At 63.8% G+C, this 24,432-nt stretch carries 14 protein-coding genes and 1 tRNA gene; 11 read left to right on the plus strand and 4 right to left on the minus strand.

The window, feature by feature from the left end; genetic code table 11:
* Window positions 1-35: 35 nt before the first annotated feature.
* The 11 genes from hflK to CEQ44_RS18365 all read left to right on the plus strand — a co-directional run bounded on the left by hflK (window position 36) and on the right by CEQ44_RS18365 (window position 18,878).
* On the plus strand, window positions 36-1,163 hold the full coding sequence (gene hflK / locus CEQ44_RS18315) for an FtsH protease activity modulator HflK (RefSeq protein ID WP_176400258.1): 1,128 nt from the start codon (window positions 36-38) through the stop codon (window positions 1,161-1,163).
* Window positions 1,163-2,011: a protease modulator HflC gene (gene hflC / locus CEQ44_RS18320; RefSeq protein WP_088183257.1), complete on the plus strand. Its 849-nt coding sequence runs from the start codon at window positions 1,163-1,165 to the stop codon at window positions 2,009-2,011. Before hflK ends, hflC begins: the two co-directional genes overlap by 1 nt.
* Before the next feature lie 137 nt (window positions 2,012-2,148).
* Entirely contained in the window at window positions 2,149-3,654 is a 1,506-nt protein-coding gene (locus tag CEQ44_RS18325; protein WP_088183258.1) for a Do family serine endopeptidase, read from the plus strand.
* Window positions 3,655-3,783: 129 nt separating this feature from the next.
* Entirely contained in the window at window positions 3,784-5,430 is a 1,647-nt protein-coding gene (locus tag CEQ44_RS18330; protein ID WP_088183259.1) for a helicase HerA-like domain-containing protein, read from the plus strand.
* A gap of 35 nt (window positions 5,431-5,465) precedes the next feature.
* A complete protein-coding gene (locus CEQ44_RS18335) occupies window positions 5,466-5,858 on the plus strand; it encodes a hypothetical protein (protein ID WP_254913642.1) in 393 nt (130 codons plus the stop codon).
* A gap of 126 nt (window positions 5,859-5,984) precedes the next feature.
* Complete coding sequence (locus CEQ44_RS18340; RefSeq protein WP_088183260.1) at window positions 5,985-7,289, plus strand: MFS transporter; 1,305 nt, start codon at window positions 5,985-5,987, stop codon at window positions 7,287-7,289.
* Window positions 7,286-8,215 carry a cysteine synthase A gene (cysK, locus tag CEQ44_RS18345; RefSeq protein WP_088183261.1) on the plus strand — a complete coding sequence of 310 codons (930 nt, stop codon included), beginning with the start codon at window positions 7,286-7,288 and terminating at the stop codon, window positions 8,213-8,215. Before CEQ44_RS18340 ends, cysK begins: the two co-directional genes overlap by 4 nt.
* 207 nt (window positions 8,216-8,422) lie before the next feature.
* Complete coding sequence (locus tag CEQ44_RS18350) at window positions 8,423-9,691, plus strand: cell wall hydrolase (RefSeq protein ID WP_088183356.1); 1,269 nt, start codon at window positions 8,423-8,425, stop codon at window positions 9,689-9,691.
* Between the two features lie 345 nt (window positions 9,692-10,036).
* Complete coding sequence (rpoB, locus tag CEQ44_RS18355) at window positions 10,037-14,200, plus strand: DNA-directed RNA polymerase subunit beta (protein WP_088183262.1); 4,164 nt, start codon at window positions 10,037-10,039, stop codon at window positions 14,198-14,200.
* A 75-nt stretch (window positions 14,201-14,275) separates the two neighbouring features.
* A complete protein-coding gene (rpoC, locus tag CEQ44_RS18360) occupies window positions 14,276-18,562 on the plus strand; it encodes a DNA-directed RNA polymerase subunit beta' (protein WP_088183263.1) in 4,287 nt (1,428 codons plus the stop codon).
* Window positions 18,563-18,804: 242 nt separating this feature from the next.
* A tRNA-Gln gene (locus CEQ44_RS18365) sits at window positions 18,805-18,878 on the plus strand.
* A gap of 189 nt (window positions 18,879-19,067) precedes the next feature.
* Here the strand turns inward: CEQ44_RS18365 and CEQ44_RS24530 are convergent.
* From CEQ44_RS24530 to CEQ44_RS18380, 4 genes are all read right to left on the minus strand, one after another.
* A complete protein-coding gene (locus CEQ44_RS24530; RefSeq protein ID WP_176401069.1) occupies window positions 19,068-19,223 on the minus strand; it encodes a hypothetical protein in 156 nt (51 codons plus the stop codon).
* 47 nt (window positions 19,224-19,270) lie between these two features.
* Window positions 19,271-20,887 carry an NAD(P)/FAD-dependent oxidoreductase gene (locus tag CEQ44_RS18370; protein WP_088183264.1) on the minus strand — a complete coding sequence of 539 codons (1,617 nt, stop codon included), beginning with the start codon at window positions 20,885-20,887 and terminating at the stop codon, window positions 19,271-19,273.
* A 114-nt stretch (window positions 20,888-21,001) separates the two neighbouring features.
* Window positions 21,002-22,273 carry a PepSY domain-containing protein gene (locus tag CEQ44_RS18375; protein WP_254913643.1) on the minus strand — a complete coding sequence of 424 codons (1,272 nt, stop codon included), beginning with the start codon at window positions 22,271-22,273 and terminating at the stop codon, window positions 21,002-21,004.
* Between the two features lie 13 nt (window positions 22,274-22,286).
* Complete coding sequence (locus CEQ44_RS18380; RefSeq protein WP_088183265.1) at window positions 22,287-24,323, minus strand: TonB-dependent receptor; 2,037 nt, start codon at window positions 24,321-24,323, stop codon at window positions 22,287-22,289.
* Window positions 24,324-24,432: the final 109 nt, after the last annotated feature.

Genomic DNA, 24,432 nt, shown 5'->3' on the forward strand with positions numbered 1-24,432 from the left:
GTTTTTCGGCGCAGAGCCTTCCTATAGAAGAGGGCATGAGAAGAATGTTCGGGTGGATGCCCGCGATCGCATCGATGGTCCAAGGCCCCTGGGGCGGCAAGAATGACGGACCCAACGGGGACGGTCAGAAGGGTGGCGGCGACGGTGGCCCACGTAACCCGTGGACACAGCCGGGCCGGCCGTCCGGCAGCCAGAAGGGGCCATCGGCGATTGAGGAGCTGTTGCGTCGTGGCCGTGAGAGCTTCGGCCAGGGCGGCGGCGAGAATAGCGGCGGCTTTGGCGGTATGCCGCCGCGCGCATCGGGTAAGGCGTTGTGGCCGATCGGGATCGCCCTGGTTGTCATATTGTGGCTGGTGCTGACCAGTTTCCACCGCGTCGGTCCGCAGGAGCGCGGCGTCGTTACCCTGTTGGGCAAATATAGCCGTACCCTGACCCCTGGTATCAGCCTGACCCTGCCCGCCCCGTTCGAAGCGGTGACCACGGTTGATGTTGAGGAAATCCGCACCATCGATGTCGGCTCCGCCAGTGCGGAAAGCGAGAATCTGGTGCTGACCGGCGACCAGAATATCATCGACCTCGCCTATTCGGTGCGCTGGAACATCCGCAATCCTGAACTTTATCTGTTCCAGCTATCGGACCCGGATGCCAGCGTTCGGGAGGTCGCCGAAAGCGCTATGCGGTCCGTTTTGGCCAGCGTCAGCCTGGACGATGCGCTGGGCGCCGGGCGCACCGCGATCGAGCAACAGGTCGAATTGCGGATGCAGGAGATATTGGACGGCTATAAGTCGGGCATCCGTATCCAGGGCGTCGCGATCAAGCAGGCCGATCCGCCGACCGCCGTCAACGACGCCTTTAAGGCGGTGTCGGCCGCGCAGCAGACGGCGCAGACTTATCTCAACGAAGCGCGCGCCGCCGCCCAGCAGGTGACGGCCAAGGCGCAGGGTGAGGCCGCGGCCTTCGACAAGGTCTATGAACAATATAAGCTGTCGCCTGATGTGACCCGCCGCCGCATGTATTATGAAACCATGGAGGGCGTGCTGTCGAACGTCGACAAGACCATCGTCGAGGGCAATAATGTGACGCCCTATCTGCCGCTGCCCGAAATCAAGCGTCGTGCGCAGGCGACCCCAGCGCCCGACGCCGCCAGCACGGGAGGCCAGTAATGCCCGCAATATTGCGTCATCCCGTCGCCCTCGCGCTGATCCTGCTCGCGCTGCTGATCCTCGTCGGCAGCACCGTGGCGATCGTGCCCGAAACCAAGCAGGGCGTGGTCGTGCGTTTTGGCGATCCCAAGGCGATTATCAACCGCTATCGCCCCAATGAGACCTTCGGCAATACCGGCGCTGGCATCATCATGCGCTGGCCGTTCGTTGACCAAATCGTGTGGATCGACAAACGCGTCCTGTCGGTCGAGATGGAACGGCAGCAGGTGCTGTCGACCGACCAGCTACGTCTCCAGGTCGATGCCTTCGCCCGTTACCGCATCGTCGACCCGCTGCGCATGTATATCGCGGCGGGCAATGAGGAACGTGTGGGCGAGGCGCTGCGCCCGATCCTGGGGTCCGCGCTGCGCAACGAACTGGGCAAGCGGCCCTTTGCCGCCTTGCTCAGCCCCGAACGCGGCCAGGTGATGCAGAATATCGAGGCAGGGCTCGACCGGGTCGCGCGCCAATATGGCGCGGAGATTGTTGACGTGCGGATCAAGCGCGCCGACCTGCCCGACGGCACGCCGCTGGAAAGCGCCTTCACCCGGATGCGCACCGCGCGCGAGCAGGAAGCGCTGACCATCCGCGCCCAGGGGGCCAAGCAGGCGCAGATCATCCGCGCCGAGGCCGACGCCAACGCGGCGCGCATCTATGCCGAAAGTTTCGGCAAGGACCCGTCCTTCTACGATTTCTATCGGGGGATGCAGAGCTATCGTTACACCTTCGCGCCCGATCGGCCGGGCCAGACCAACATCATCCTGTCGCCGGACAATGAATTCCTGCGGCAATTTCAGGGACGACGTTAAACTTTCGTAATGATCCCCGCGGGGATCATTACGGAACCAGCGTCATTCAATGAGGGTTAAGGCAAGGCGGAGCATCTGAGGGTTTCCTAAAAGTCCCGCCCTCCTTACCCCTGAAGCTTTGAAGAGGACCGTCACGAGTGCGTTACGCTTATGCCATCACCGGCGCCCTGCTGCTGGGCGGCACCGCCATCGCGGTCACGACCAGTTCCAATGTCGGGGCGCAGACTGCGCAGAATGAAGGCCTGACGGCAGCAGCCCCCGCGGGCGCGCCAGCCAGCCTCGCGGACATGGTCGAGAAGTTGCAGCCGGCCGTCGTCAATATCTCCACCAAGCAACGGGTGAAGGTGCAGAACCCCTTCGCCGGGACGCCATTTGGCGAGCTGTTTGGCCAGGGTCAGGGCGGCCAGCCGCAGACCCGGCAGGCGCAATCGCTGGGGTCCGGCTTCCTGATCTCATCGGACGGCTACATCGTTACCAACAACCATGTGGTGTCGGCCGGGGCCGAAGGCGCGAGCGTCGATTCGATCACGGTCACGATGACCGACAAGCAGGAATTTCCTGCCAAGCTGGTCGGCCGCGATCCGGCAACCGACCTGGCCGTGCTGAAGATCGAATCGCCCAAGCCCCTGCCTTTCGTCAAGTTCGGCGACAGCACGAAGGCGCGCGTAGGGGACTGGGTGGTCGCGATCGGCAACCCCTTCGCCCTGTCGGGCACGGTGACGGCGGGCATCATCTCCGCCCTGCATCGCGGCACCGGCGGCAGCTATGACAAGTTCATCCAGACCGACGCGTCGATCAACCAGGGCAACTCGGGCGGCCCGATGTTCGACATGCGCGGCAATGTCATCGGCATCAACAGCCAGATCCTGTCACCGTCGGGCGGCAATGTGGGCATCGGCTTCGCCATTCCGTCCGAACAGGCGGCGCCGATCGTCGATACGCTGCGCAAGGGGCAGGCGATCAAGCGCGGCTATCTGGGTGTCCAGATCAGCCCGCTGGGCGAAGACCTGGCCGACTCGCTGGGTCTGGCCAAGAACCGCGGCGAGTTCGTCCAGGGCGTCGAGCCCGGCAAGGGCGCAGAAAAGGCCGGTATCAAGGCAGGCGACGTGATCGTCAGCGTTGCAGGCCAAGAAGTGACCGCTGACCAGAATCTGTCGTCGATCGTCGCCAACCAGGATATCGGTGCGCGCGTACCGATCGTCCTGATCCGCAACGGTCAGCGGCAGACGGTCACCGCGATCGTCGGCGAGCGGCCTTCGGAAGACGAGCTGAACAACTTCGCCCAGCCGCAAGGCGACGAAGATTTCAGCCAGCAGGACCAGAATCCGGGTCAGGCGGCGCAGCAGGCGTTGGGCATTTCGGCGATCCCGCTGACGCCCGGTATCATTCGACAGCTCGGCATCGCCGCCGACACGCGTGGCATCGTCATCACCGCCGTCGATGGATCGACGGATGCCGGTACGAAGGGGCTGCGTCGCGGCGACGTCATCATCACCGCGAACAATCGCCCTGTGTTGAGCCAGACCGAACTGGATGCGCAGGTCAAGGCGGTGGCGGCCCAGGGTCGCAACGCCATCCTGCTACAGGTGCTGCGTCGCGGCCAGCCGGCCATATTCCTGCCGATCCGCCTGCGCGACAAGTAAGCGACGCTTGCCCAAGGCGTCCGGCTCGTTAGAGTTGCGATAGCCAATTAAGACCCGTTCGGGCCGGATCTGTCGATAGCGTTCGACAGGTCCTGGGCGTGCGGGTCTTTTGTTTTTCGGGGATTTCAGATGAGCGACGGTATCTTCATCGGTCTTGGCGCACCGGACAAGGACGGGCCTGACGGTTCCAGAGGCGTCCCGCAGTTGTTGAACCTGCGTCGCGCCAACCGCCATGGCCTGATCGCAGGCGCAACGGGCACCGGCAAGACGGTGACGCTACAGGGAATCGCTGAGAGCTTTTCCGCCCTGGGCGTCCCGGTGTTCATGGCCGATGTGAAGGGCGACCTTGCCGGCATCGCCATGGCTGGATCGCCCACGGCCAAAAATGCCGACAAGCTGGTTGCGCGGGCCGCCGAAGTGGGCATGGCCGATTATAGCTATACTGATAATCCGGCGATCTTCTGGGATCTCTACGGGCAGCAGGGCCATCCGATCCGCACCACCGTCAGCGAAATGGGTCCGTTGCTGTTGGCGCGGTTGATGGGCCTCAACGAAACGCAGGAAGGCGTGCTGACGATCGCCTTCACCTATGCCGACGAAGAAGGGCTGCTGCTGCTCGACTTGGGCGATCTGCAGGCGATGCTGGCCTATTGCGCGGAAAATGCCGATATGCTGTCGGCCCGCTATGGCAATGTCACCAAGGCCAGCGTCGGCGCGATCCAGCGGCAATTGCTGCAACTGGACGCCCAGGGCGGCGACCATTTCTTCGGTGAACCGGCGCTCGACATCCACGACATGCTGCAGGTGGATGACAAGGGCCGCGGCTATATCAATGTGCTGGCCGCCGACAAGCTGATGCAGAGCCCCAAGCTCTATGCGACCTTCCTGCTGTGGCTGTTGTCCGAACTGTTCGAGACGCTGCCGGAAGTGGGCGACCCGGACAAGCCCAAACTGGTCTTCTTCTTCGACGAAGCGCATCTGCTGTTCGAGGACGCGCCCAAGGCGTTGACCGACAAGATCGAGCAGGTGGTGCGGCTGATCCGGTCCAAGGGCGTGGGCGTCTATTTCGTCACGCAAAACCCGATCGACATTCCAGAGGATGTCGCCGGGCAACTGGGCAACCGGGTGCAGCACGCGCTGCGCGCCTTCACCCCGCGCGACCAGCGGGCGATCAAGGCGGCGGCGGAAACATTCCGCATCAATCCCGACCTAGACGTCGAAACGGCGATCACGCAATTGAAGGTCGGCGAGGCGCTGGTGTCGTTGTTGCAGGAGGATGGATCGCCCGGCATCGTCCAGCGCACGCTGATCGCGCCGCCACGGTCGCGGCTGGGACCGCTCGATGCCAAGGAGAGGGCGATCATCCAGTCGATCTCGCCGGTAGCGGGGAAATATGACGAGTCAGTCGATCGCGAGTCGGCTGAGGAGATACTGGCGGCGCGCGGGCAGGCTGCCGCGGCGGCAGGGCAGGCGAAAAAAGCGCAGGCCGAGGCCGACAAGACCGCCGCTGTGCAGGCCAAGGTCGAGGCGAAGCAGCGCGAAGCGGAGCTGAAGGAGCAGGCCCGGCGCGATGCGGCGGCAGCGCGCGAGGCCGCGAAACCGGGCACTTTGGACAAGGTCATCCAATCGGCGACGCGCGCGGCGGGATCGTCGGTCGGGCGGCAGGTAGCCAACGAACTGGGCCGCGCCGTGTTCGGCGGATCGAGCCGCAGGTCCTCCTCCGGCGGGATCGCGGGCAAGCTGGTGCGCGGTATCTTGGGCAGCCTGTTCAAATAGGCTATGATGCCGCGCCGGCAGGGAGGCGGTGCATCATGAAGAAGACAACGAGTTGGACAGCTGTAGCGATGCTCTTAGCGTCGCCAGTGCAGGCGCAAAACGGCATCTATCCCGGCGATGTCGTGGGCGCCGCGATCGCCAGCGATATTGCCCGCGACCGGCAGGCCGAACGCGATGCCCGGCGTGCGCCCTATGCCTCGCCCGGCTATGGCCCGATCGCGTCAGCCGCCGCTGCGCGCGACGCCTGCGCGGCCAAGGCGCTTTATCAGGCCGGAGCCGATGGCAAGCTGATCGGTCGTCCCCGCGCGAGCAACATGGCGACGGGCTGGGAGGTAGAGGGCGAGATTGGTTTTACCGGTGGCGACTCCATTCCCTTCGTCTGTTCCGTGCGCAATGGATCGGTCAGCGGCGTGTTGCTACGGCGCTAAAGGGCGATGCGCAGATGGGGCGGATGGATCGTCCCTCCCCGCTCATAGGTCGCAAAGCAAATCTTGTTGCTCCGCAGGCAGCGGCGCTGTTGCTTCGGCAACATAAGCGCCGCTAAAGCCGTCGCCATGACGGCTGTCCCCTCCCCCCGCCACCCCCTGCATTTCGGCAATTTTCGGGCCTATCTGGTGGGACGCCTCTGCGCCGTGCTGGCGCAATACAGCATGATGATCGTGCTCGCGTGGCAGGCCTATAATATCGCGCGGGAAACGATGACGACGGCAGGGGCGTCGGCGCAACTGGGCCTGATCGGCCTGGCGCAGTTTCTGCCGCTCTTTTTCCTGACGCCGATCACGGGGTGGGTCGCCGACCATTATGACCGGCGGGTCATCACCCGGCTGACGCTGACCTTGCTGATGATCGCGGCGGGCCTGCTCGCCTTTGCCACTTATGAAGGTTGGGTCAGCCTGCCGTTGATATTCAGCATCGCGGTGATCGTCGGCATTGCCCGCGCCTTCAACGGGCCGGCCTATGGCGCGCTGGCGCCCAATCTGGTGCCGCCCGCCGTGCTGCCCAACGCCATCGCCATTTCCAGCGTAGTCTGGCAGGCCGGGATGATCGCCGGGCCAGCAGTCGGCGGATACGCCTATGCCGCCACCCCCTGGGGCGCCTATGCGCTGGCGGCGATCCTCTATGGCGTGGCGCTGGGCGCGATGCTGCTGATCGGGCCGGTGCCGCAGCCGCCGCGCGACACAAGCCGCCATCCGATCCGCCAGATGATCGACGGCTTTGCCTATGTGCGCGGCAACCGGCTGGTGCTGGCGACGATCACGCTGGACCTGTTCGCGGTGCTGCTGGCCGGCGCGACGGCGCTGCTGCCGGTTTATGCCCGCGACATTTTGCATGTGGGATCGGCGGGGCTGGGCCATCTGGCTGCCGCGCCGGGGATCGGCGCGGGGCTGACGGCGCTCTGGTTCTCCTTCCGCCCGATGAAGACCGAAGTGGGGGTCAAGATGCTCGCGTCCGTGGTGCTGTTCGGCCTGGCCACCATCGCCTTTGGCTGCACCGCCTTCCTGCCCCGCACTATGGCCATGGAGACGGGCATCGCATCGCTCATCGTGCTGGGCAGCGCGGACATGGTGTCGGTCTTCGTCCGCCAGTCGCTGGTGCAGCTGCATACGCCGGACGCCATGCGCGGGCGCGTGTCCAGCCTGTCGCAACTGACCATTTCCGCGTCCAACGAACTGGGCGAGGCGGAGTCCGGTTTCCTCGCCGCGCTGGTCGGCCCGGTTGCGGCGGTGATCGGCGGCGGCGTTGGTGCTATCCTCATCACCCTTTACTGGGCGCGACTCTTTCCCGAATTGCGCCTTGCACGCAGCTTCGATCCACCCGACATCGGGCGAGAAGAGAACAGTCAGGAGAAAAACCCATGAAAGCTGCCACGATTCTCGAAACCATTGGCAATACGCCGCATGTCCGCATCAATCGGCTGTTCGGCGATGCCCCCGCCGGCACCGAAGTGTGGATCAAGTCGGAACGATCCAACCCCGGCGGGTCGATCAAGGATCGCATCGCGCTGGCGATGATAGAGGCGGCCGAAGCATCGGGCGAATTGCAGCCCGGCGGCACCATCATCGAGCCGACATCGGGCAATACCGGCGTCGGCCTGGCCATGGTCGCGGCGGTCAAGGGTTACAAGCTGGTGCTGGTCATGCCCGAAAGCATGTCGATCGAGCGCCGCCGCCTGATGCTGGCCTATGGCGCCAGTTTCGACCTGACGCCGCGCGAAAAGGGGATGAAGGGCGCGATCGAGCGCGCGCTGGAACTGGTGTCGCAGACGCCGGGCAGCTGGATGCCGCAGCAGTTTGAAAATCCGGCCAATATCGACGTGCATGTCCGCACCACCGCGGAGGAGATATTGGCCGACTTCGCCGACACGCCGATCGACGCGTTGATTACCGGCGTAGGCACCGGCGGCCACATCACCGGCGTCGCCGAGGTGCTGAAAAAGGCATGGCCCGCGATCAAGATATTTGCCGTCGAACCGACCCTGTCGCCGGTCATCAGCGGCGGCCAGCCCGGCCCCCACCCGATCCAGGGTATCGGCGCTGGCTTCATCCCTGCGAACCTGCACACCCAGTTGCTGGACGGGGTGATCCAGGTCGATCCGGCCGACGCCAAGGCGTTTGCCCGCCGCTCCGCATCTGAGGAAGGGCTGCTGGTCGGCATATCGTCGGGCGGCACGCTGGCGGCGATCGCGCAGAAGTTGAAGGAACTCCCCGCGGGCAGCCGGGTTCTGGGCTTCAATTATGATACCGGCGAACGCTATCTGTCAGTGCCCGATTTCCTGCCCGAATAGGAGCGCACAGAGGATAGCCGTTTGCATCACATGGGCGAGCCGTATAGCTCGCCCATTCAGCATGGGGTAGGCAGGCAGGGGACGATGCCCCTGTCTTTCAACCGACCCAGCGCAAACGGAATTTGAACCAGGTCGCTCGTGAACCGAAACGATAATCCTACCCTTTTGTCCTGGCTCGTCTGGGCGGTGCTGTTCATCGGCCTGCCCATGGCGGTGGCAGGATGGGAAAGCCGGCCACAGTCGGCCAATACGCCCCCGCGTTTCGCCGCCGCCGTCCAGATGAAGCGCCCGCGCACGCCGGCGCCAGCGGTCGAGCCGCTCCAGGTCTATGCGTTGCCGCGCGACAAGGCGGTGGCATTGAACGCAGCCGTGCCCTTTTCCCGCGATCCCAACCCGGCTGCCCGACCATTTCTTTTTTCCGGCACGCCAACCGACCTGGCCCGCGCCGTCGATTGCCTGGCGGCGGCGGAGATTTTCGAGGCTGGCGACGACGCCGTGGGCGAACAGGCGGTCGCGCAGGTCGTGTTGAACCGGGTGCGGCACCCGGCCTTTCCAAAGACGGTGTGCGGCGTGGTGTTCCAGGGCCAGGAACGGCGCACCGGATGTCAGTTCACCTTCAGCTGCGACGGGGCGCTGGCACGCACGCCGGGCCAGGCCGCCTGGCTACGTGCGCAGGAGATTGCGCAGGCGGCGCTGGCCGGCAAAGTCTATACACCGGTCGGCTATGCGACCCATTATCATACCAATTGGGTCGTGCCTTATTGGAGCGACAGCCTGGACAAAATCGTCGAGGTCGGCACGCATATCTTCTTTCGTTGGCGTGGGTGGTGGGGGACGCCGCCCGCCTTTCGCCAGGCAACAGACAAAGGCGAACCGATCATCGGCCGGATCGCGCGATTCTCCGCTGCGCATCAGGGCGGCCTTGATATGCCATTGATGCCGCAAGGGCCGCTCACGGCCGAAGGGGCGGCAGCGCTTGCGGCACGGCCGCAACGATCGATTGAGATGCAAATGCTGGGCAAGACCATAGCAGGCGTAAAGCTGATTTCGGTCGTCGGGGGGAAAAGTTTTCTGGTCGAACTGCCCAAGGGTAGCGCCCCCAATAGCTGGCCCGCCACGGCGCAGACATTCTGCGCGGGGCGCGGGCAGTGCCGCATCATGGGCTGGGTGTCGGGCAGCGCGCCCAAGGAGTTGCCACTGTCGCTCGCCGACATGGCTGCAATGCGGTTTTCCTACATTCATGACACGGGAACGGGTTTGCAAAAGGCGTTATGGAATTGCGCGCAGACGCCGCGTGCAGCGAAGGGGGAGTGCATGCGCCAGCGTGTGCCGATCGTGGCGCCAGCCGCCACGCCTGACAGTGTCTTGCCGGGCGTTCGGCGCAAGGATCGGTTCGAGACGGTGAAGATCGCGCCGGTTGCGCCCGTGGCGCCGCCGGTCGCTACGCCCACCATGATTCCGTCCGTAACACCCTAAGCGCCTGACGGCCCCGCTGCGGCGGCGCAATCCCCCTTCATCCCCCTTCACAAAGCGTCGGGGCGTGTCTATATCGGCGTCAATCCGGTTGTTCCGTGCGCTATGCGCCTCTTGGGACGGCCGTCCCCCGGATCGCTCGGGGTCCAGCTTCGAATTGCGCGCGAAGCTGGCGGAATTGGGCGACTTCTGATGGGTCATCAGGTGCTGACAGTGCGGATCGGACAGTCCCGGCCCGCACTTTTTTGCGTGGAATGGCGGGTGCGAATCACCCTCTATTCTATCGCGCATGGACTGAGTTTTCGCTGGGATGCGGAAAAACGCGACGAATGAAGGCAAGGACAACGCATGGCGACCAAAGCTCTCCCCCCGATCAGCAACACCGGCGCGAAGAAGCGCATCAGGAAGGTGTTCGGCGACATCCACGAAGTGGTGCAGATGCCCAACCTGATCGAGGTTCAGCGGGAGAGCTATGAACAGTTCCTCCGCTCGAACCCGGCGATCGGCTATGTGTCGGGCCTGGAAAAGACGCTGCGCAGCGTGTTCCCGATCCGCGATTTCGCGGGCACCGCCGAAATGGACTTCGTCCATTATGAGCTGGAAGACCCGAAATATGACGTCGAGGAATGTCGTCAGCGCGGCATCACCTATGCGGCGCCGATGCGCGTTACCCTGCGCCTGATCGTGTTCGAAGTGGATCAGGACACCGAAACCCGTTCGGTTTTGGATATCAAGGAGCAGGACGTCTATATGGGCGACATGCCCCTGATGACGGGCAACGGCACCTTCATCGTCAACGGCACCGAGCGCGTCATCGTCAGCCAGATGCACCGTTCGCCGGGCGTCCTGTTCGACCATGATCGTGGCAAGACCCATTCGTCGGGCAAATATCTTTTCGCCGCGCGCGTCATTCCCTATCGCGGTTCGTGGCTCGATTTCGAATTCGACGCCAAGGACATCGTCAACGTCCGTATCGACCGCAAGCGCAAGCTGCCGGTCACGGCGCTGCTGTTCGCGCTGGGCCTGACGCCAGAAGATATTCTGGGCGAATTCTACAACAAGGTAACCTATGTCCGCGGTGAAGGCGGCTGGGTCATTCCCTATCTCGCCGAAGCCTGGCGTGGCCTGAAGCCCGCGTTCGACATCGTAGATGCCAAGACGGGCGAAGCCATCTTCCCCGCAGGCACCAAGATTTCGCCGCGCGCCGCCAACAAGGCGGAAAAGGACGGACTCCAATCGCTGCTGATCCCGACCGAGGAAGTCTATGGCCGCTACAGCGCCTATGACCTCATCAATGAGAGCACCGGCGAAATATACATCGAGGCTGGCGACGAAGTGTCGCCGGAGAATCTCGAAAAGCTGGACAAGGCGGGCATCGACCGCCTCGAACTGCTCGACATCGACCATGTCGGCACCGGCCCCTGGATTCGTAATACGCTGAAAGCCGACAAGGCCGAAGACCGCGACCAGGCATTGAGCGACATCTATCGCGTCATGCGCCCCGGTGAACCGCCGACGAAGGAAACCGCCGAAGCCCTCTTCGCCGGCCTGTTCTTCGATCCTGAGCGCTACGACCTGTCGGCTGTCGGCCGCGTGAAGCTGAACATGCGCCTGGACCTGGACGCTGAGGACACCGTCACCACCCTGCGGGTCGAGGACATCCTCGCCGTGGTGAAGGAACTGGTAAACCTGAAGGACGGCAAGGGCGAAATCGACGATATCGACAACCTCGGTAACCGTCGTGTCCGTTCGGTCGGCGAATTGCTGGAGAACCAGTATCGCGTCGGGCTGCTGCGCATGGAGCGTGCGGTCAAAGAGCGTATGTCGTCGGTCGATGTATCGACGGTTATGCCCAACGACCTCATCAACGCCAAGCCCGCCGTGGCTGCGGTGCGTGAATTCTTCGGCTCCTCGCAGCTGTCGCAGTTCATGGATCAGACCAACCCGCTGTCGGAAGTCACCCACAAGCGCCGCGTGTCGGCGCTTGGGCCGGGCGGCCTCACCCGCGAGCGCGCAGGCTTTGAAGTCCGCGACGTTCACCCGACCCATTATGGCCGTATCTGTCCGATCGAAACGCCCGAAGGCCCGAACATCGGTCTGATCAACTCGCTGGCCACGTTCAGCCGCGTCAACAAATATGGCTTCATCGAAACGCCGTACCGCAAGGTCGTGGACAATAAGGTCACCGACGATGTCGTCTATCTGTCGGCGATGGAGGAGGCCAAGCACACGATCGCGCAGGCCAACGCCGAAGTCGATGCCGACGGCCATTTCGTCGAGGATTTGATCTCCAGCCGCGAAGCTGGCGAATTCCTGATGGCGCCGCGCGATCACATCACCCTGATGGACGTCAGCCCCAAGCAGCTGGTGTCGGTCGCCGCATCGCTCATTCCGTTCCTGGAAAATGATGACGCCAACCGCGCCCTCATGGGATCGAACATGCAGCGTCAGGCCGTGCCGCTGGTACGCGCCGAAGCCCCGTTCGTGGGCACCGGCATGGAAGGCACGGTCGCCCGTGACTCCGGCGCGGCGGTCGCTTCCAAGCGGGCGGGCATCGTCGATCAGGTCGACGCGACCCGTATCGTCATCCGCGCGACCGGCGACATCGAAGCCGGCCAGTCGGGCGTCGATATCTACACGCTCCAGAAGTTCCAGCGTTCGAACCAGGACACCTGCATCAACCAGCGTCCGCTGGTGCAGGTCGGTGATCTGGTCGAAGCCGGCGACGTCATCGCTGATGGCCCGTCGACCGAGTTCGGCGAACTGGCACTGGGCCGGAACACGCTCGTCGCGTTCATGCCCTGGAATGGCTACAATTACGAAGACTCCATCCTGATCTCCGAGCGGATCGTGAAGGACGACGTCTTCACCTCGATCCATATCGAAGAGTTCGAGGTCATGGCCCGCGACACCAAGCTGGGGCCGGAGGACATCACCCGCGACATCCCGAACGTCGGTGAAGAAGCGCTGCGCAACCTCGACGAGGCGGGCATCGTTTACATTGGCGCGGAAGTGGAGCCGGGCGACATCCTGGTCGGCAAGATCACCCCCAAGGGTGAATCGCCGATGACCCCGGAAGAAAAGCTGCTGCGCGCGATCTTCGGTGAGAAGGCGTCCGACGTGCGCGACACGTCGCTGCGCCTGCCGCCGGGCGTGGCCGGGACTGTCGTGGAAGTGCGCGTGTTCAACCGTCACGGCATCGACAAGGACGAGCGCGCCATGGCGATCGAGCGGGAGGAAATCGACCGCCTCGCCAAGGATCGCGAGGACGAACGCGCTATTCTTAATCGTGCGACGTTCAATCGCCTGCACGAAATGCTGCTGAACCAGACTGCCTCTGCAGCGCCCAAGGGCGTCAAGAAGGGCGTCGTCATCGACGAGGCCCTGCTGAGCGAAGTCGAGCGTCACGAATGGTGGAAGTTTGCCGTCGAGGACGACAGCCGCCAAGCCCAGATCGAAGCGATCAAGGGCCAGTATGACGAAGCGGTGAAGTCGATCGTCGACAAGTTCGAAGATCGCGTCGACAAGCTGCAGCGCGGCGACGAACTGCCGCCGGGCGTGCTGAAGATGGTCAAGGTGTTCGTGGCGGTGAAGCGCAAGCTGCAACCGGGCGACAAGATGGCCGGCCGCCATGGTAACAAGGGCGTCATTTCACGCATCCTGCCGGTCGAGGACATGCCGTTCTTGGAAGACGGCACCCATGTCGACATCGTGCTGAACCCGCTGGGCGTGCCAAGCCGCATGAACGTCGGTCAGATCTTCGAAACGCATCTGGGCTGGGCCGCGCGCGGCCTGGGCGAGCAACTCAAGCACGCGCTGGAAGACTGGCGCGAGGCCAATCCGAACCCATCGGCGGGCGACATGCCCGACGCGGTCAAGGAACGGCTGCTGACCTCCTATGGTCCGCGCTATGCCGAGCAGATCGAGGCCCGCACGCCCGAGCAGATCATCGATCTGGCCGAGCATCTCCAGCGGGGCATCCCGATGGCGACGCCGGTGTTCGACGGTGCGCGAGAAGCGGACGTGTCGGCGATGCTCTCGCTGGCCGGTCTGAACACGTCGGGTCAGAGCGACCTATATGACGGCCGCACCGGCGATCGGTTCGACCGTAAGGTGACTGTGGGCATCATCTATATGTTGAAGCTGCATCACTTGGTCGACGACAAGATCCATGCCCGTTCGATCGGCCCCTACTCGCTCGTCACGCAGCAGCCGCTGGGTGGTAAGGCGCAGTTCGGTGGCCAGCGCTTCGGGGAAATGGAGGTCTGGGCGCTCCAAGCCTATGGCGCGGCCTATACGTTGCAGGAAATGCTGACGGTGAAGTCCGACGACGTTGTCGGCCGCACCAAGGTTTATGAGGCGATCGTCAAGGGTGACGACACGTTCGAGGCTGGCATTCCCGAGAGCTTCAACGTGCTGGTCAAGGAAATGCGCTCGCTCGGCCTCAACGTCGAACTCGCAACGGCCGATCCGATCGTTGACGAAGACGGCGTCGCGCTGGCGGCGGAATAAGGATGGGGGCGCAGCCTTTGGCGGCGCCCCTCACCTGCTTCGCCCGGAGATTTACCCTCTAGAGGGACTAAAAATATGAATGAACTGACCAACTTCGCGAACCCGGTCGTCAAGGCCGAGACATTCGACCAGATTCAGATCGGCCTTGCCTCGCCAGAGCGCATCCGGTCCTGGTCCTTCGGCGAGATCAAGAAGCCGGAAACCATCAATTACCGCACGTTCAAGCCGGAACGTGACGGCCTGTTCTGCGCGCGCATCTTTGGTCCGATCAAGGATTATGAATGCCTGTGCGGCAAGTATAAGCGCATGAAGTATAAGGGCATCGTCTGCGAAAAGTGCGGTGTCGAAGTGACCGTGAGCAAGGTGCGCCGCGAGCGCATGGGCCATATCGAGCTGGCCGCGCCGGTCGCGCATATTTGGTTCCTCAAGTCGCTGCCGTCGCGCATCGGCCTGCTGCTCGACATGCAGCTCAAGCAGCTTGAGCGCGTGCTCTATTTCGAAAGCTATATCGTCATCGAGCCGGGTCTGACCAGCCTCGATAAATATCAGCTGTTGAACGAAGACGAACTGCTCGACGCGCAGGACCAATATGGCGAAGACGCCTTCTCCGCCGGCATCGGCGCGGAAGCGGTCAAGCAGATGCTGATGGACCTCGACCTGGAAGGCGAAAAGCAGATCCTGCTGGACGAGCTGGCCGTCACCAAGTCGGAACTCAAGCCCAAGAAGATCATCAAGCGCCTGAAGGTCGTCGAGAGCTTCCTGGAATCGGGCAACCGCCCCGAATGGATGATCCTGGACGTCGTGCCGGTCATTCCGCCGGAACTGCGCCCACTGGTGCCGCTGGACGGTGGTCGTTTCGCGACGTCGGATCTGAACGACCTGTATCGTCGCGTCATCAACCGTAACAACCGCTTGAAGCGGCTGATGGAACTGCGCGCGCCGGACATCATCGTCCGCAACGAAAAGCGCATGTTGCAGGAAGCCGTCGACGCCCTGTTCGACAATGGCCGTCGTGGCCGTGTCATCACCGGCGCGAACAAGCGTCCTTTGAAGTCGCTGTCCGACATGCTCAAGGGCAAGCAGGGCCGCTTCCGCCAGAACCTGCTCGGCAAGCGCGTCGACTATTCGGGTCGTTCGGTCATCGTGACCGGTCCTGAGCTGAAGCTGCACCAGTGCGGCCTGCCCAAGAAGATGGCGCTCGAACTGTTCAAGCCGTTCATCTACGCCCGCCTGGACGCCAAGGGTCTGTCCATGACCCTCAAGCAGGCCAAGAAGTGGGTCGAAAAGGAGCGCAAGGAAGTCTGGGACATCCTGGACGAGGTGATCCGCGAACATCCGGTCATGCTTAACCGCGCGCCCACGCTCCATCGTCTGGGCATCCAGGCGTTCGAACCCGTGCTGATCGAAGGCAAGGCGATCCAGCTGCATCCGCTGGTCTGTTCCGCCTTCAACGCCGACTTTGACGGTGACCAGATGGCCGTCCACGTTCCGCTGAGCCTGGAAGCCCAGTTGGAAGCGCGCGTGCTGATGATGTCGACCAACAACATCCTGTCGCCCGCGAATGGCAAGCCGATCATCGTGCCGTCGCAGGACATGGTGCTGGGCATCTATTATCTGTCGATGGAGCGTGAAGGCGAGCCGGGTGAAGGCATGTTGCTGTCCGACATGTCGGAAGTGCATCAGGCGCTGTTCGCCAAGGCGGTGACCCTACACAGCAAGATCATCAGCCGCGTGCCGCAGACGGACGAAGCGGGCAACCGCTACCTCAAGCGCTATGAGACGACGCCGGGCCGCATGTTGCTGGGCGAATGTCTGCCACAGAGCCACAAGGTGCCGTTCGACGTCGTCAACCGCCTGCTGACCAAGAAGGACGTCGGCGACGTGATCGACGAGGTCTATCGTCACACCGGCCAGAAGGACACGGTGCTGTTCGCCGACGCCATCATGGCGCTGGGCTTCAAGCACGCGTTCCAGGCCGGCATTTCGTTCGGCAAGGACGACATGGTCATTCCTGACTCGAAGGAAGGCACGGTCGCTGAAACCAAGGCGCTGGTGGCCGATTATGAGCAGCAATATCAGGACGGCCTGATCACCCAGCAGGAAAAGTACAACAAGGTGATCGACGCGTGGAGCCGTTGCGGCGACCAGGTGGCGAACGCCATGATGGACGAGATCAAGGCCCAGCCGAAAGACCCCGCAACCGGTCGCCTCGCGCAGATCAACTCGATCTACATGATGGCGCATTCCGGCGCCCGTGGTAGCCAGGCGCAGATGAAGCAGCTGGCCGGTATGCGCGGCCTGATGGCCAAGCCGTCGGGCGAGATCATCGAAACGCCGATCATCTCGAACTTCAAGGAAGGCCTGACCGTCCTTGAATATTTCAACTCCACCCACGGCGCGCGTAAGGGCCTGGCGGATACCGCGCTCAAGACCGCGAACTCGGGTTACCTGACCCGCCGTCTGGTCGACGTGTCGCAGGATTGCACCATCGTCGAGGAAGATTGCGGCACCGAAAAGGCGCTGGAGATGAAGGCGATCGTCCAGGGCGGTTCCGTCATCGCGTCGCTCGGCGAACGCATCCTGGGCCGTACCACGGCGCAGGACATTGTCGACAGCAAGGATGGCAGCATCGTCATCCCCATCGGCACCCTGCTGGACGAACCGATGATCGCGAAGATCGAAGCGATCGGCACTCAGGCCGTGAAGATCCGCTCACCCCTCATCTGCGAAAGCAAGATGGGCGTGTGCGGCAAATGCTACGGCCGTGACCTCGCCCGCGGAACGCCGGTGAATATCGGCGAAGCGGTTGGCGTCATCGCGGCGCAGTCCATCGGTGAACCGGGTACGCAGCTGACCATGCGGACCTTCCACATCGGCGGCGCGGCCAACTTCAACGAAACGTCGAACCTGGAATCGATGGCGGACGGCACGATCGAACTGCGTGACATGCCGACCATCACCGACAAGATGGGCCGTCGCCTCAGCTTAGCCCGCAACGGCGAGATCGCGATCATCGACAGCGAAGGTCGCGAGCGCGAAACCCATCGCCTGCCTTATGGCGCCACCATCCTGTTTGCAGATGGCGACACCGTGAAGAAGGGCGAGCGGTTCGCCGAGTGGGACCCGTTCACCATGCCGGTGATTACGGAAAAGCCGGGCATCGTGAAATATGTCGACCTGATCGACAGCAAGACGCTGACCGAACAGACCGACGAAGCCACCGGCATCGCCCAGCGCGTCGTGACGGAACATCGTGGTGCCGCCCGCACCAAGGAAGACCTTCGCCCGCGCCTGACCCTGCTGGACGACCAGTCCGGCGAAGCCGCCCGCTACATGCTGGCGGTGGGGGCTACCCTGTCGGTGGACGACGGTGCCCAGGTGCAGGCTGGTGACGTGCTGGCGCGTGTCAGCCGTGAAGCGGCCAAGACCCGCGACATCACCGGTGGTCTGCCGCGCGTTGCCGAACTGTTCGAAGCCCGCAAGCCCAAGGACAATGCGATCATTGCCAAGGTGTCGGGCCGCGTGCAGTTCCTCAAGGACTATAAGGCCAAGCGTAAGATCGCGATCAACCCTGAGGACGGCGGCGAGCCGGTCGAATATCTGATCCCCAAGAGCAAGGTGATCGACGTTCAGGAAGGCGACTTCGTGAAGCGCGGCGACAACCTGATCGGCGGTTCGCCCGATCCGCATGACATTCTGGAAGTTCTCGGCATCGAGCCGCTGGCCGAATATCTGGTCGCCGAAATCCAGGAAGTCTATCGCTTGCAGGGCGTGAAGATCAACGACAAGCACATCGAAACGATCGTTCGTCAGATGTTGCAGAAGGTCGAGATCATCGAGTCCGGCGACACCACCTTGTTGGTGGGCGAGCAGATCGACCGCGAGGAAATGGACGAGATCAACGCCAAGCTGGCGCCGGGCTTCGCGCCTGCCGCGGGCAAGCCAGTGTTGCTGGGCATCACCAAGGCGTCGCTGCAGACCCGCAGCTTCATCTCTGCCGCGTCCTTCCAGGAAACCACTCGCGTCCTCACGGAAGCGGCGGTCCAGGGCAAGAAGGACACGCTGGTTGGCCTCAAGGAAAATGTCATCGTCGGCCGCCTGATCCCAGCGGGCACCGGCGCGGGCATGAACCGGCTTCGTGTGGCGGCTTCCAGCCGTGATGCGGCGCTGCGGGCCGCGCTGCGCGCGTCCAGCCAGGTGGACCTGATAGCGCCCAAGTCGGCCGCTGCGGAACGTGCGGCCGAACTGGCACAGGGTCCTGAAGCGGCGATCGGCAATGATCCGTTGGCGGCGGTCGAAGGTGAAACCCACGGCACCGACGCGGACGCGGGCGATTACCTGCTCAAGAGCGACGGCGAATAAGCCCCTTTGAAAGCATGGGAGCGGCGTCCTATATGGAGAGCGGCTCCCATGCCCCTTGATCCCGCGAGGGAAGAGGAAAATGCCCGTCGGACGCGCTATGCTGTCCGGCGGGTTTTCTTTTGCTGGGCAAAAGCGCGTTCAACCGCTGGTCAAAAAGTCGGCCAAATCCGTCCGAAACCTCTTGACCAGAATAAACACCGCGCTTATCTGCGGCCTCCCAAGCGAGACACGCGCTTGGCTGATGCCCGATCCTCTAATGGTAAGAGAGCGGACTCTGACTCCGTCAATCAAGGTTCGAGTCCTTGTCGGGCATCCATTAACTTCCCAGACAAACCAGCAACATGTCCGGCAGCGATCGATTGATTGCGATGCTGTGTGCCGACCACGTGGCAGCGTTCTCCGGCCAGTTCGTGCGACCTATGGGTGCAACCTGTCGCGGATAGCCGGCCTGTAGCCGGGCGACCAGCCTGCCACTCGAACGACGCTCGCGAACCGGGCGTTAACGCTATTGCGCTAGCGCCATCATCGAGACTGACATAACCATATTTATGAAGATTTTGCGCTCCAACAAAGGCGCCACGGCCATCGAATAATGTGAAGGGCAATATGCGCTGATTGGGACGCGGGCGGCCGGGTTGATCGTCATGGCGGCTTTACGCATGTTTGTCGGCCGTCGAACGCGGCCGATTTCGGCAACCGTCCGCGATATCAGACCAGCGTGCGCGCGACCGCTTCGGCGACCTTGATGCCGTCGATCGCGGCGGACAGGATGCCGCCGGCATAGCCCGCGCCCTCACCCGCGGGGTAAAGGCCGGTCACATTAAGGCTTTGGAAATCCTTGCCGCGGGTGATGCGGATAGGGGAGGATGTGCGCGTTTCCACGCCCGTCATCACCGCGTCGGGATGGTCATAATGGGCGATCTGGCGGCCGAAGGCGGGCAGCGCTTCGTGGAACGCCTCGATCACATAGTCAGGCAGGCAGCGCGCCAGGTCGGTGGGAGTCACGCCCGGCTTGTAGGAGGGCACGACGTCGCCCAACTGCGTCGAGGGGCGACGGGCGAGGAAGTCGCCGACCGTCTGACTGGGCGCCCAATAGGAGGAGCCGCCCGCGACATAGGCCATGGATTCCCAATGGCGTTGCAGGTCGATCCCCGCCAGCGGCCCGTCGGGATAGTCGCGCGCCGGATCGATGCCGACGACGAGGCCGGAATTGGCGTTGAATTCCGCGCGGCTATATTGGCTCATGCCGTTGGTGACGACGCGCCCTTCTTCCGATGTGGCGGCGACAACCCGGCCGCCCGGACACATGCAGAAGCTGTAAACGGTTCGGCCATTGGCGCAATGATGGGCCAGGCTGTAGGAGGCTGCGCCCAGATCGGGATGGCCGGCGCAATTGCCGTAGCGAGCGCGATCGACCCAGCTTTGCGGATGTTCGATGCGCACGCCGATGGAAAAGGGCTTGGCCTCGATATGCACGCCGCGGCCGTGGAGCATTTCGAAGGTCGGGCGGGCGCTGTGGCCCACGGCCAGCACGACATGATCGGTGTCGATCACGCTGCCATCATGCAGGACGAGGCCGCGCAGGCGCTGCTCGCCCTCGCCTGTGCGCTCCAGCACCAGATCGTCGACGCGATGCTGCCAGCGATATTCACCGCCCAGCGCCTCGATCTGGCGGCGCATCGATTCGACCATGGTGACGAGGCGGAAGGTGCCGATATGGGGATGGGCTTCCCAGAGGATGTCGTCGGGCGCGCCGGCGGCGACGAATTCCTCCAGCACCTTGCGGCCCAGGAAACGCGGGTCTTTGACGCGGCAATAGAGCTTGCCGTCAGAGAATGTGCCGGCCCCGCCCTCCCCGAACTGGACGTTGCTGTCGGGGTTCAATTCGGCGCGGCGCCACAGGCCCCAGGTGTCCTTGGTCCGTTCGCGCACCACCTTGCCGCGATCGAGGATGATCGGGCGGAAACCCATCTGCGCCAGGATCAAGCCCGCGAACAGGCCGCATGGCCCCGCGCCGATCACGACCGGGCGCTTGCCCTGCCAGCCGTCAGGGGCATAGGTGACGAATGTGTAGCGGGTGTCGGGCGTCGGCCGAACATCATGATCGTTGGCGAAGCGGGCCAGTACGGCGGCTTCGTCCACGACATCGACGTCGAGCGTATAGACCAGCAGGATCGCGCTGCGGCGGCGGGCGTCGTTGCCGCGCCGCACCAGGCTGTGGCTGCGCAGTTCATGCGGCTCCAGGCCCAGGCGGTCGCAGATGGCGGCGGGCATCGCCTCGGCCGGATGGTCGAGGGGCAGTTTCAGGCCGGACAGGCGGATCATGCGATCGCCCTAGTCGCTGTTGCAACAAAATGGAATTGCTCCGTTCGGTTCGAGCCTGTCGAGAAGCCGTTGTGCGGCCGTTCTCGACAAGCTCGAACCGAACGGATGGCGTGCCTATGTCCTTCGTATCCGCCCGACCAGTCCTTCCCCCGCCAGCGCCGCCAGCATCGACAGGCCCGTGAGGGGGAAGAGGATGCCAAGGCCCAGCATCAGCGCGGTGACCATGCGCCGGGCGGCGGGCGTGGAAGCGGGCGGCGGGTGCAGCCGGCCATGCTTGCGCCGCTTCCACCACAGGATCGGCGCGGTGACGCATAGCGCCAGCAGGCAAAGGCAGCCCGCCAGCATCAGCAGCCGGTTGACCTCCCCATATTGCTGGCCCTGATGGGTGGCGATGCCCCATTCGACCGCTTTCGCGCCGGGACCGAACATGCGCCAGTCGATATCCTGCACCACCGCGCCACTAGCTGCGTCGATGGTGAGGGCACGGGCGTCATAGGCGCGCTGGATCAGGCTTGCCACCAGATAGGGGGCGCCGGGGGTGGACGGCAGGATGATTTGGTAGCCGTGGCGTAGGCCGCGCTGCGTGGCGATCCGCGCGACGGCATCGACGCCGATGTCGCCCGGCGCCCCCGCCCGGCCGCCGCCTTCGCGCAGGGTCCAGGGGAGCGCATCATTCGCCGGGGCGGTCCAGGGGATCACCGCCATCTTGGGTCGGCCCCAGTCGTTGGCGGCGACGACCGCGCGCAATCCCCCACCCCAGATTTCGGTCCAAGGCATGCCGGTCACGGCCAGGAACAGGATGACGCCTGCCGACAGGAAGCCCAGTGTGCCATGCAGGTCGCGCCAGAACAGCCGACCCCCTGCCCTGCCCCGGATCGCCAGGGCAGGCTGGCCGCGGCGGGGCCAGCGTAGATAGAGGCCGGTGATGCACAGGATGATCGCCCAGCCCGCGACGACCTCCACCAGCCGGTTGCCGATCGGGCCGGTGAGCGCCAGGCTGTGCAGATCCTTGATCGTCTTCATGACCCCGCCACCGTGGATCGCGCCCAAAACGCGGCCGCGAAATGCGTCAACGAGTTGGACAGTTGTTGAGCCATTTTCGGCCTTCGTCGTCACCCGCCAGCTTTCCGTCCGACTGGCCGGAATCAGCAGTTGGGTAACCGGATCATGCGATATTCGTTGCGTTATCGAAATGATTGCCGATGGCGGCAGGGGCCGCGCGTCCGGCGGCGCGGCGATCCGCACCGGATAAAGCGCTGTCTCCACTTCCGGCTTGTAGAGATAGAGCGCGCCGGTCACCGCCATCAGCGCCAGGATCGGCAGGACGAGGAGGCCGGCATAGAAATGCCAGCGCCACATCGCCCGATAGAAGGCCCCGTCTTCCATGGTCCTGTCTCCGTCAGAAACGCGCACGGACGCCGGCATAGAATGCGCGGCGTTCGATAGGATAGAAGGCAACGCTGCCCTCGTCGGCGGCGGTGGAGGCATTGTCCGGCGTGTAGCGGACGAGCGCGCTGATATCGCCGATCGCACGCTTCTTCGTCAGGTTGCGGGCGTCGAGGAACAGGGTGACGCCGTCGCGCAACTGCGCCTGCGCGTTCAGGTTCAGCATCGCATAGCCGCCTACGCGCTTCGTATTTGCGTAATCGACCCAAGCACCCTGCGGCAGCCATTCGACCGCGGGCGAGATCGACAGGCGGTCCATGCCCAGCTTCAGTTCCGCGCGATAGAAATGGCGCGGGATCACCGGCAAGCGATTGTCGCCGAACTGGATGTCGTCGCGGAAACGGAAGTCGCTATATTGATAGACCTGCCGCAGCGTCGCCCAGGGCGTCAGGGTCAGGTCCAACCCGGCCTCCAGCCCCTGATGCCGGGTGCGGTCGGCATTGAAGGTGGCGGCGGGAATGGTGCCGGGCAAGACGCTATATTGCAGCATCTCGCCCCTTATGTCGGCGCGGTAGAGGCTGACGTCCCAGCCGACGATGCCGATCCGGCCGCGGGTGCCGACTTCGGCCGTCCACGCCTTTTGCAGGCCGACCGGGGTGAAGCCGGGAAGCCCGCCCGCCGGCGTCTGGCTGAGTTCGCTAAAGCCGGGCATTTCGACCGACCGGCTGTAATTGGCATAGACCTGCACGGCCTCCAAAGGTTGATAGAGCAGGCCGATCTTGGGCGCGAAGGCGTCGAAATCGGCGTCGCCGCTGCGGGCGGGGACGAACCGGTTGGCGATGGAGCGCTCGCCATGACTGTAGAGGCCGCCGGCGATCAGCCAGAGATGGGCCACCGGCGCGATCCGCGCTTCGCCATAGCTGTTGATCGTCTGCGCCTTTTGCCGGACATTGGCGGTGATCGCGCCGCTGCGTCCGCCGATATTGACGAATTGGCGCGCCTGCACTTCGCCGAACCGGGCCTGACTGCCCAGCGTCAGTTCGACAGGCATACCGCCGAGATCGCCCGCAAGATCGAGGCTGGCGAAGACGCCGCGGTCCTCCGACTTCTGGTCGATCACCTGGAAGATCGGGTGGAACAGCTGCTTGGCGTTGTAGAACAGACCAAAGGCCAGGCTGCCCTGCCCCAGATCGATGGTGGTGCGGTTCTGGAGCCGGAACGAATCGATATCGCGCGCCTGATCGCCGACAAAATTGCCCTTCGCCGGATTGTTGCGCGCATCCTTTTCGCTGAGCGATCCGGCCAGTTTCTGGCGGATCGTCTGGGCGCTGACATAGAATCTGGTTTCGATCCGGTCGCTCAGCTTCACACCGATATTGCCGTTGAAGCGCAGCGCCTTGCGGTCGCCATGGGCGCGGTCGCTGTCGGAGCGGTCGGCGGTGATCGCCGCATAGGCGTCGCCATGATCGTCGGCATAGCCATAGGCGATCTTGCCGCGCAGCGTGTCGAAGCTGCCGCCATCGATGCGCATCTCCACGCCCGGCGTGCTGCGGCCGGTCGGCGTCACGGCGTTGATCGCGCCGCCCAGCGTCGATCCCCCATAGCGCAGCGCATTGCCGCCGCGATAGACTTCGATATGCTGGAAGACCTGCGGGTCCAGTTCCTGGAAATCGCCATTATCGTCGGCCAGGTTGATCGGAATGCCATCCTGCAACAGGGTCAGGCCGCGCATGTGGAAGCCGCGCGAGAGGCCCGATCCGCGTATCGATATCCGCACCTCCTGCCCGAAGCGGGGCTGCGTATAGACGCCGGGCGAAAAGGCGAGCGCATCGCGCAGCGAGACGGCGAGTTTGTCTTCAAACTCGTCCGCCGCGACGACATCGACGCCGCCGGGCGTGCGCTGGACGCGGGCGGCGGCGGCTTCGATGACGGGACTGGCGGTGACGATGATGGCGCTCTGCTCGGCGTCCTCGGCAATGGCGGGGGTGGCGGACAGGGCAAGGACGAGGGCGTACAGCGGCAGGCTGCGCGCGGCGTGGATGGGACGCATGGAATAGCTTTCTGAACACAGGAGAGTCGTGATCTGCGCGCGCGCGGGCGGCGATCAGGTCAGACGCGCTCTATGTTCCCGCCGATGCGGGAACCTGTCATCCTGACAG

This window comes from Sphingobium sp. Z007 (assembly GCF_900013425.1).
Taxonomy (GTDB): domain Bacteria; phylum Pseudomonadota; class Alphaproteobacteria; order Sphingomonadales; family Sphingomonadaceae; genus Sphingobium.

Excerpts from the sequence above, each read along its gene's own strand:
- hflK (WP_176400258.1), top strand. The coding sequence starts at position 36 with ATGAGAAGAATGTTCGGGTGGATGCCCGCGATCGCATCGATGGTCCAA.
- hflC (WP_088183257.1), top strand. The coding sequence starts at position 1,163 with ATGCCCGCAATATTGCGTCATCCCGTCGCCCTCGCGCTGATCCTGCTC.
- CEQ44_RS18330 (WP_088183259.1), top strand. The coding sequence starts at position 3,784 with ATGAGCGACGGTATCTTCATCGGTCTTGGCGCACCGGACAAGGACGGG.
- CEQ44_RS18335 (WP_254913642.1), top strand. The coding sequence starts at position 5,466 with ATGAAGAAGACAACGAGTTGGACAGCTGTAGCGATGCTCTTAGCGTCG.
- CEQ44_RS18340 (WP_088183260.1), top strand. The coding sequence starts at position 5,985 with ATGACGGCTGTCCCCTCCCCCCGCCACCCCCTGCATTTCGGCAATTTT.
- cysK (WP_088183261.1), top strand. The coding sequence starts at position 7,286 with ATGAAAGCTGCCACGATTCTCGAAACCATTGGCAATACGCCGCATGTC.
- CEQ44_RS18350 (WP_088183356.1), top strand. The coding sequence starts at position 8,423 with ATGGCGGTGGCAGGATGGGAAAGCCGGCCACAGTCGGCCAATACGCCC.
- rpoB (WP_088183262.1), top strand. The coding sequence starts at position 10,037 with ATGGCGACCAAAGCTCTCCCCCCGATCAGCAACACCGGCGCGAAGAAG.
- rpoC (WP_088183263.1), top strand. The coding sequence starts at position 14,276 with ATGAATGAACTGACCAACTTCGCGAACCCGGTCGTCAAGGCCGAGACA.
- CEQ44_RS24530 (WP_176401069.1), bottom strand. The coding sequence starts at position 19,223 with ATGCGTAAAGCCGCCATGACGATCAACCCGGCCGCCCGCGTCCCAATC.
- CEQ44_RS18370 (WP_088183264.1), bottom strand. The coding sequence starts at position 20,887 with ATGATCCGCCTGTCCGGCCTGAAACTGCCCCTCGACCATCCGGCCGAG.
- CEQ44_RS18375 (WP_254913643.1), bottom strand. The coding sequence starts at position 22,273 with ATGGAAGACGGGGCCTTCTATCGGGCGATGTGGCGCTGGCATTTCTAT.
- CEQ44_RS18380 (WP_088183265.1), bottom strand. The coding sequence starts at position 24,323 with ATGCGTCCCATCCACGCCGCGCGCAGCCTGCCGCTGTACGCCCTCGTC.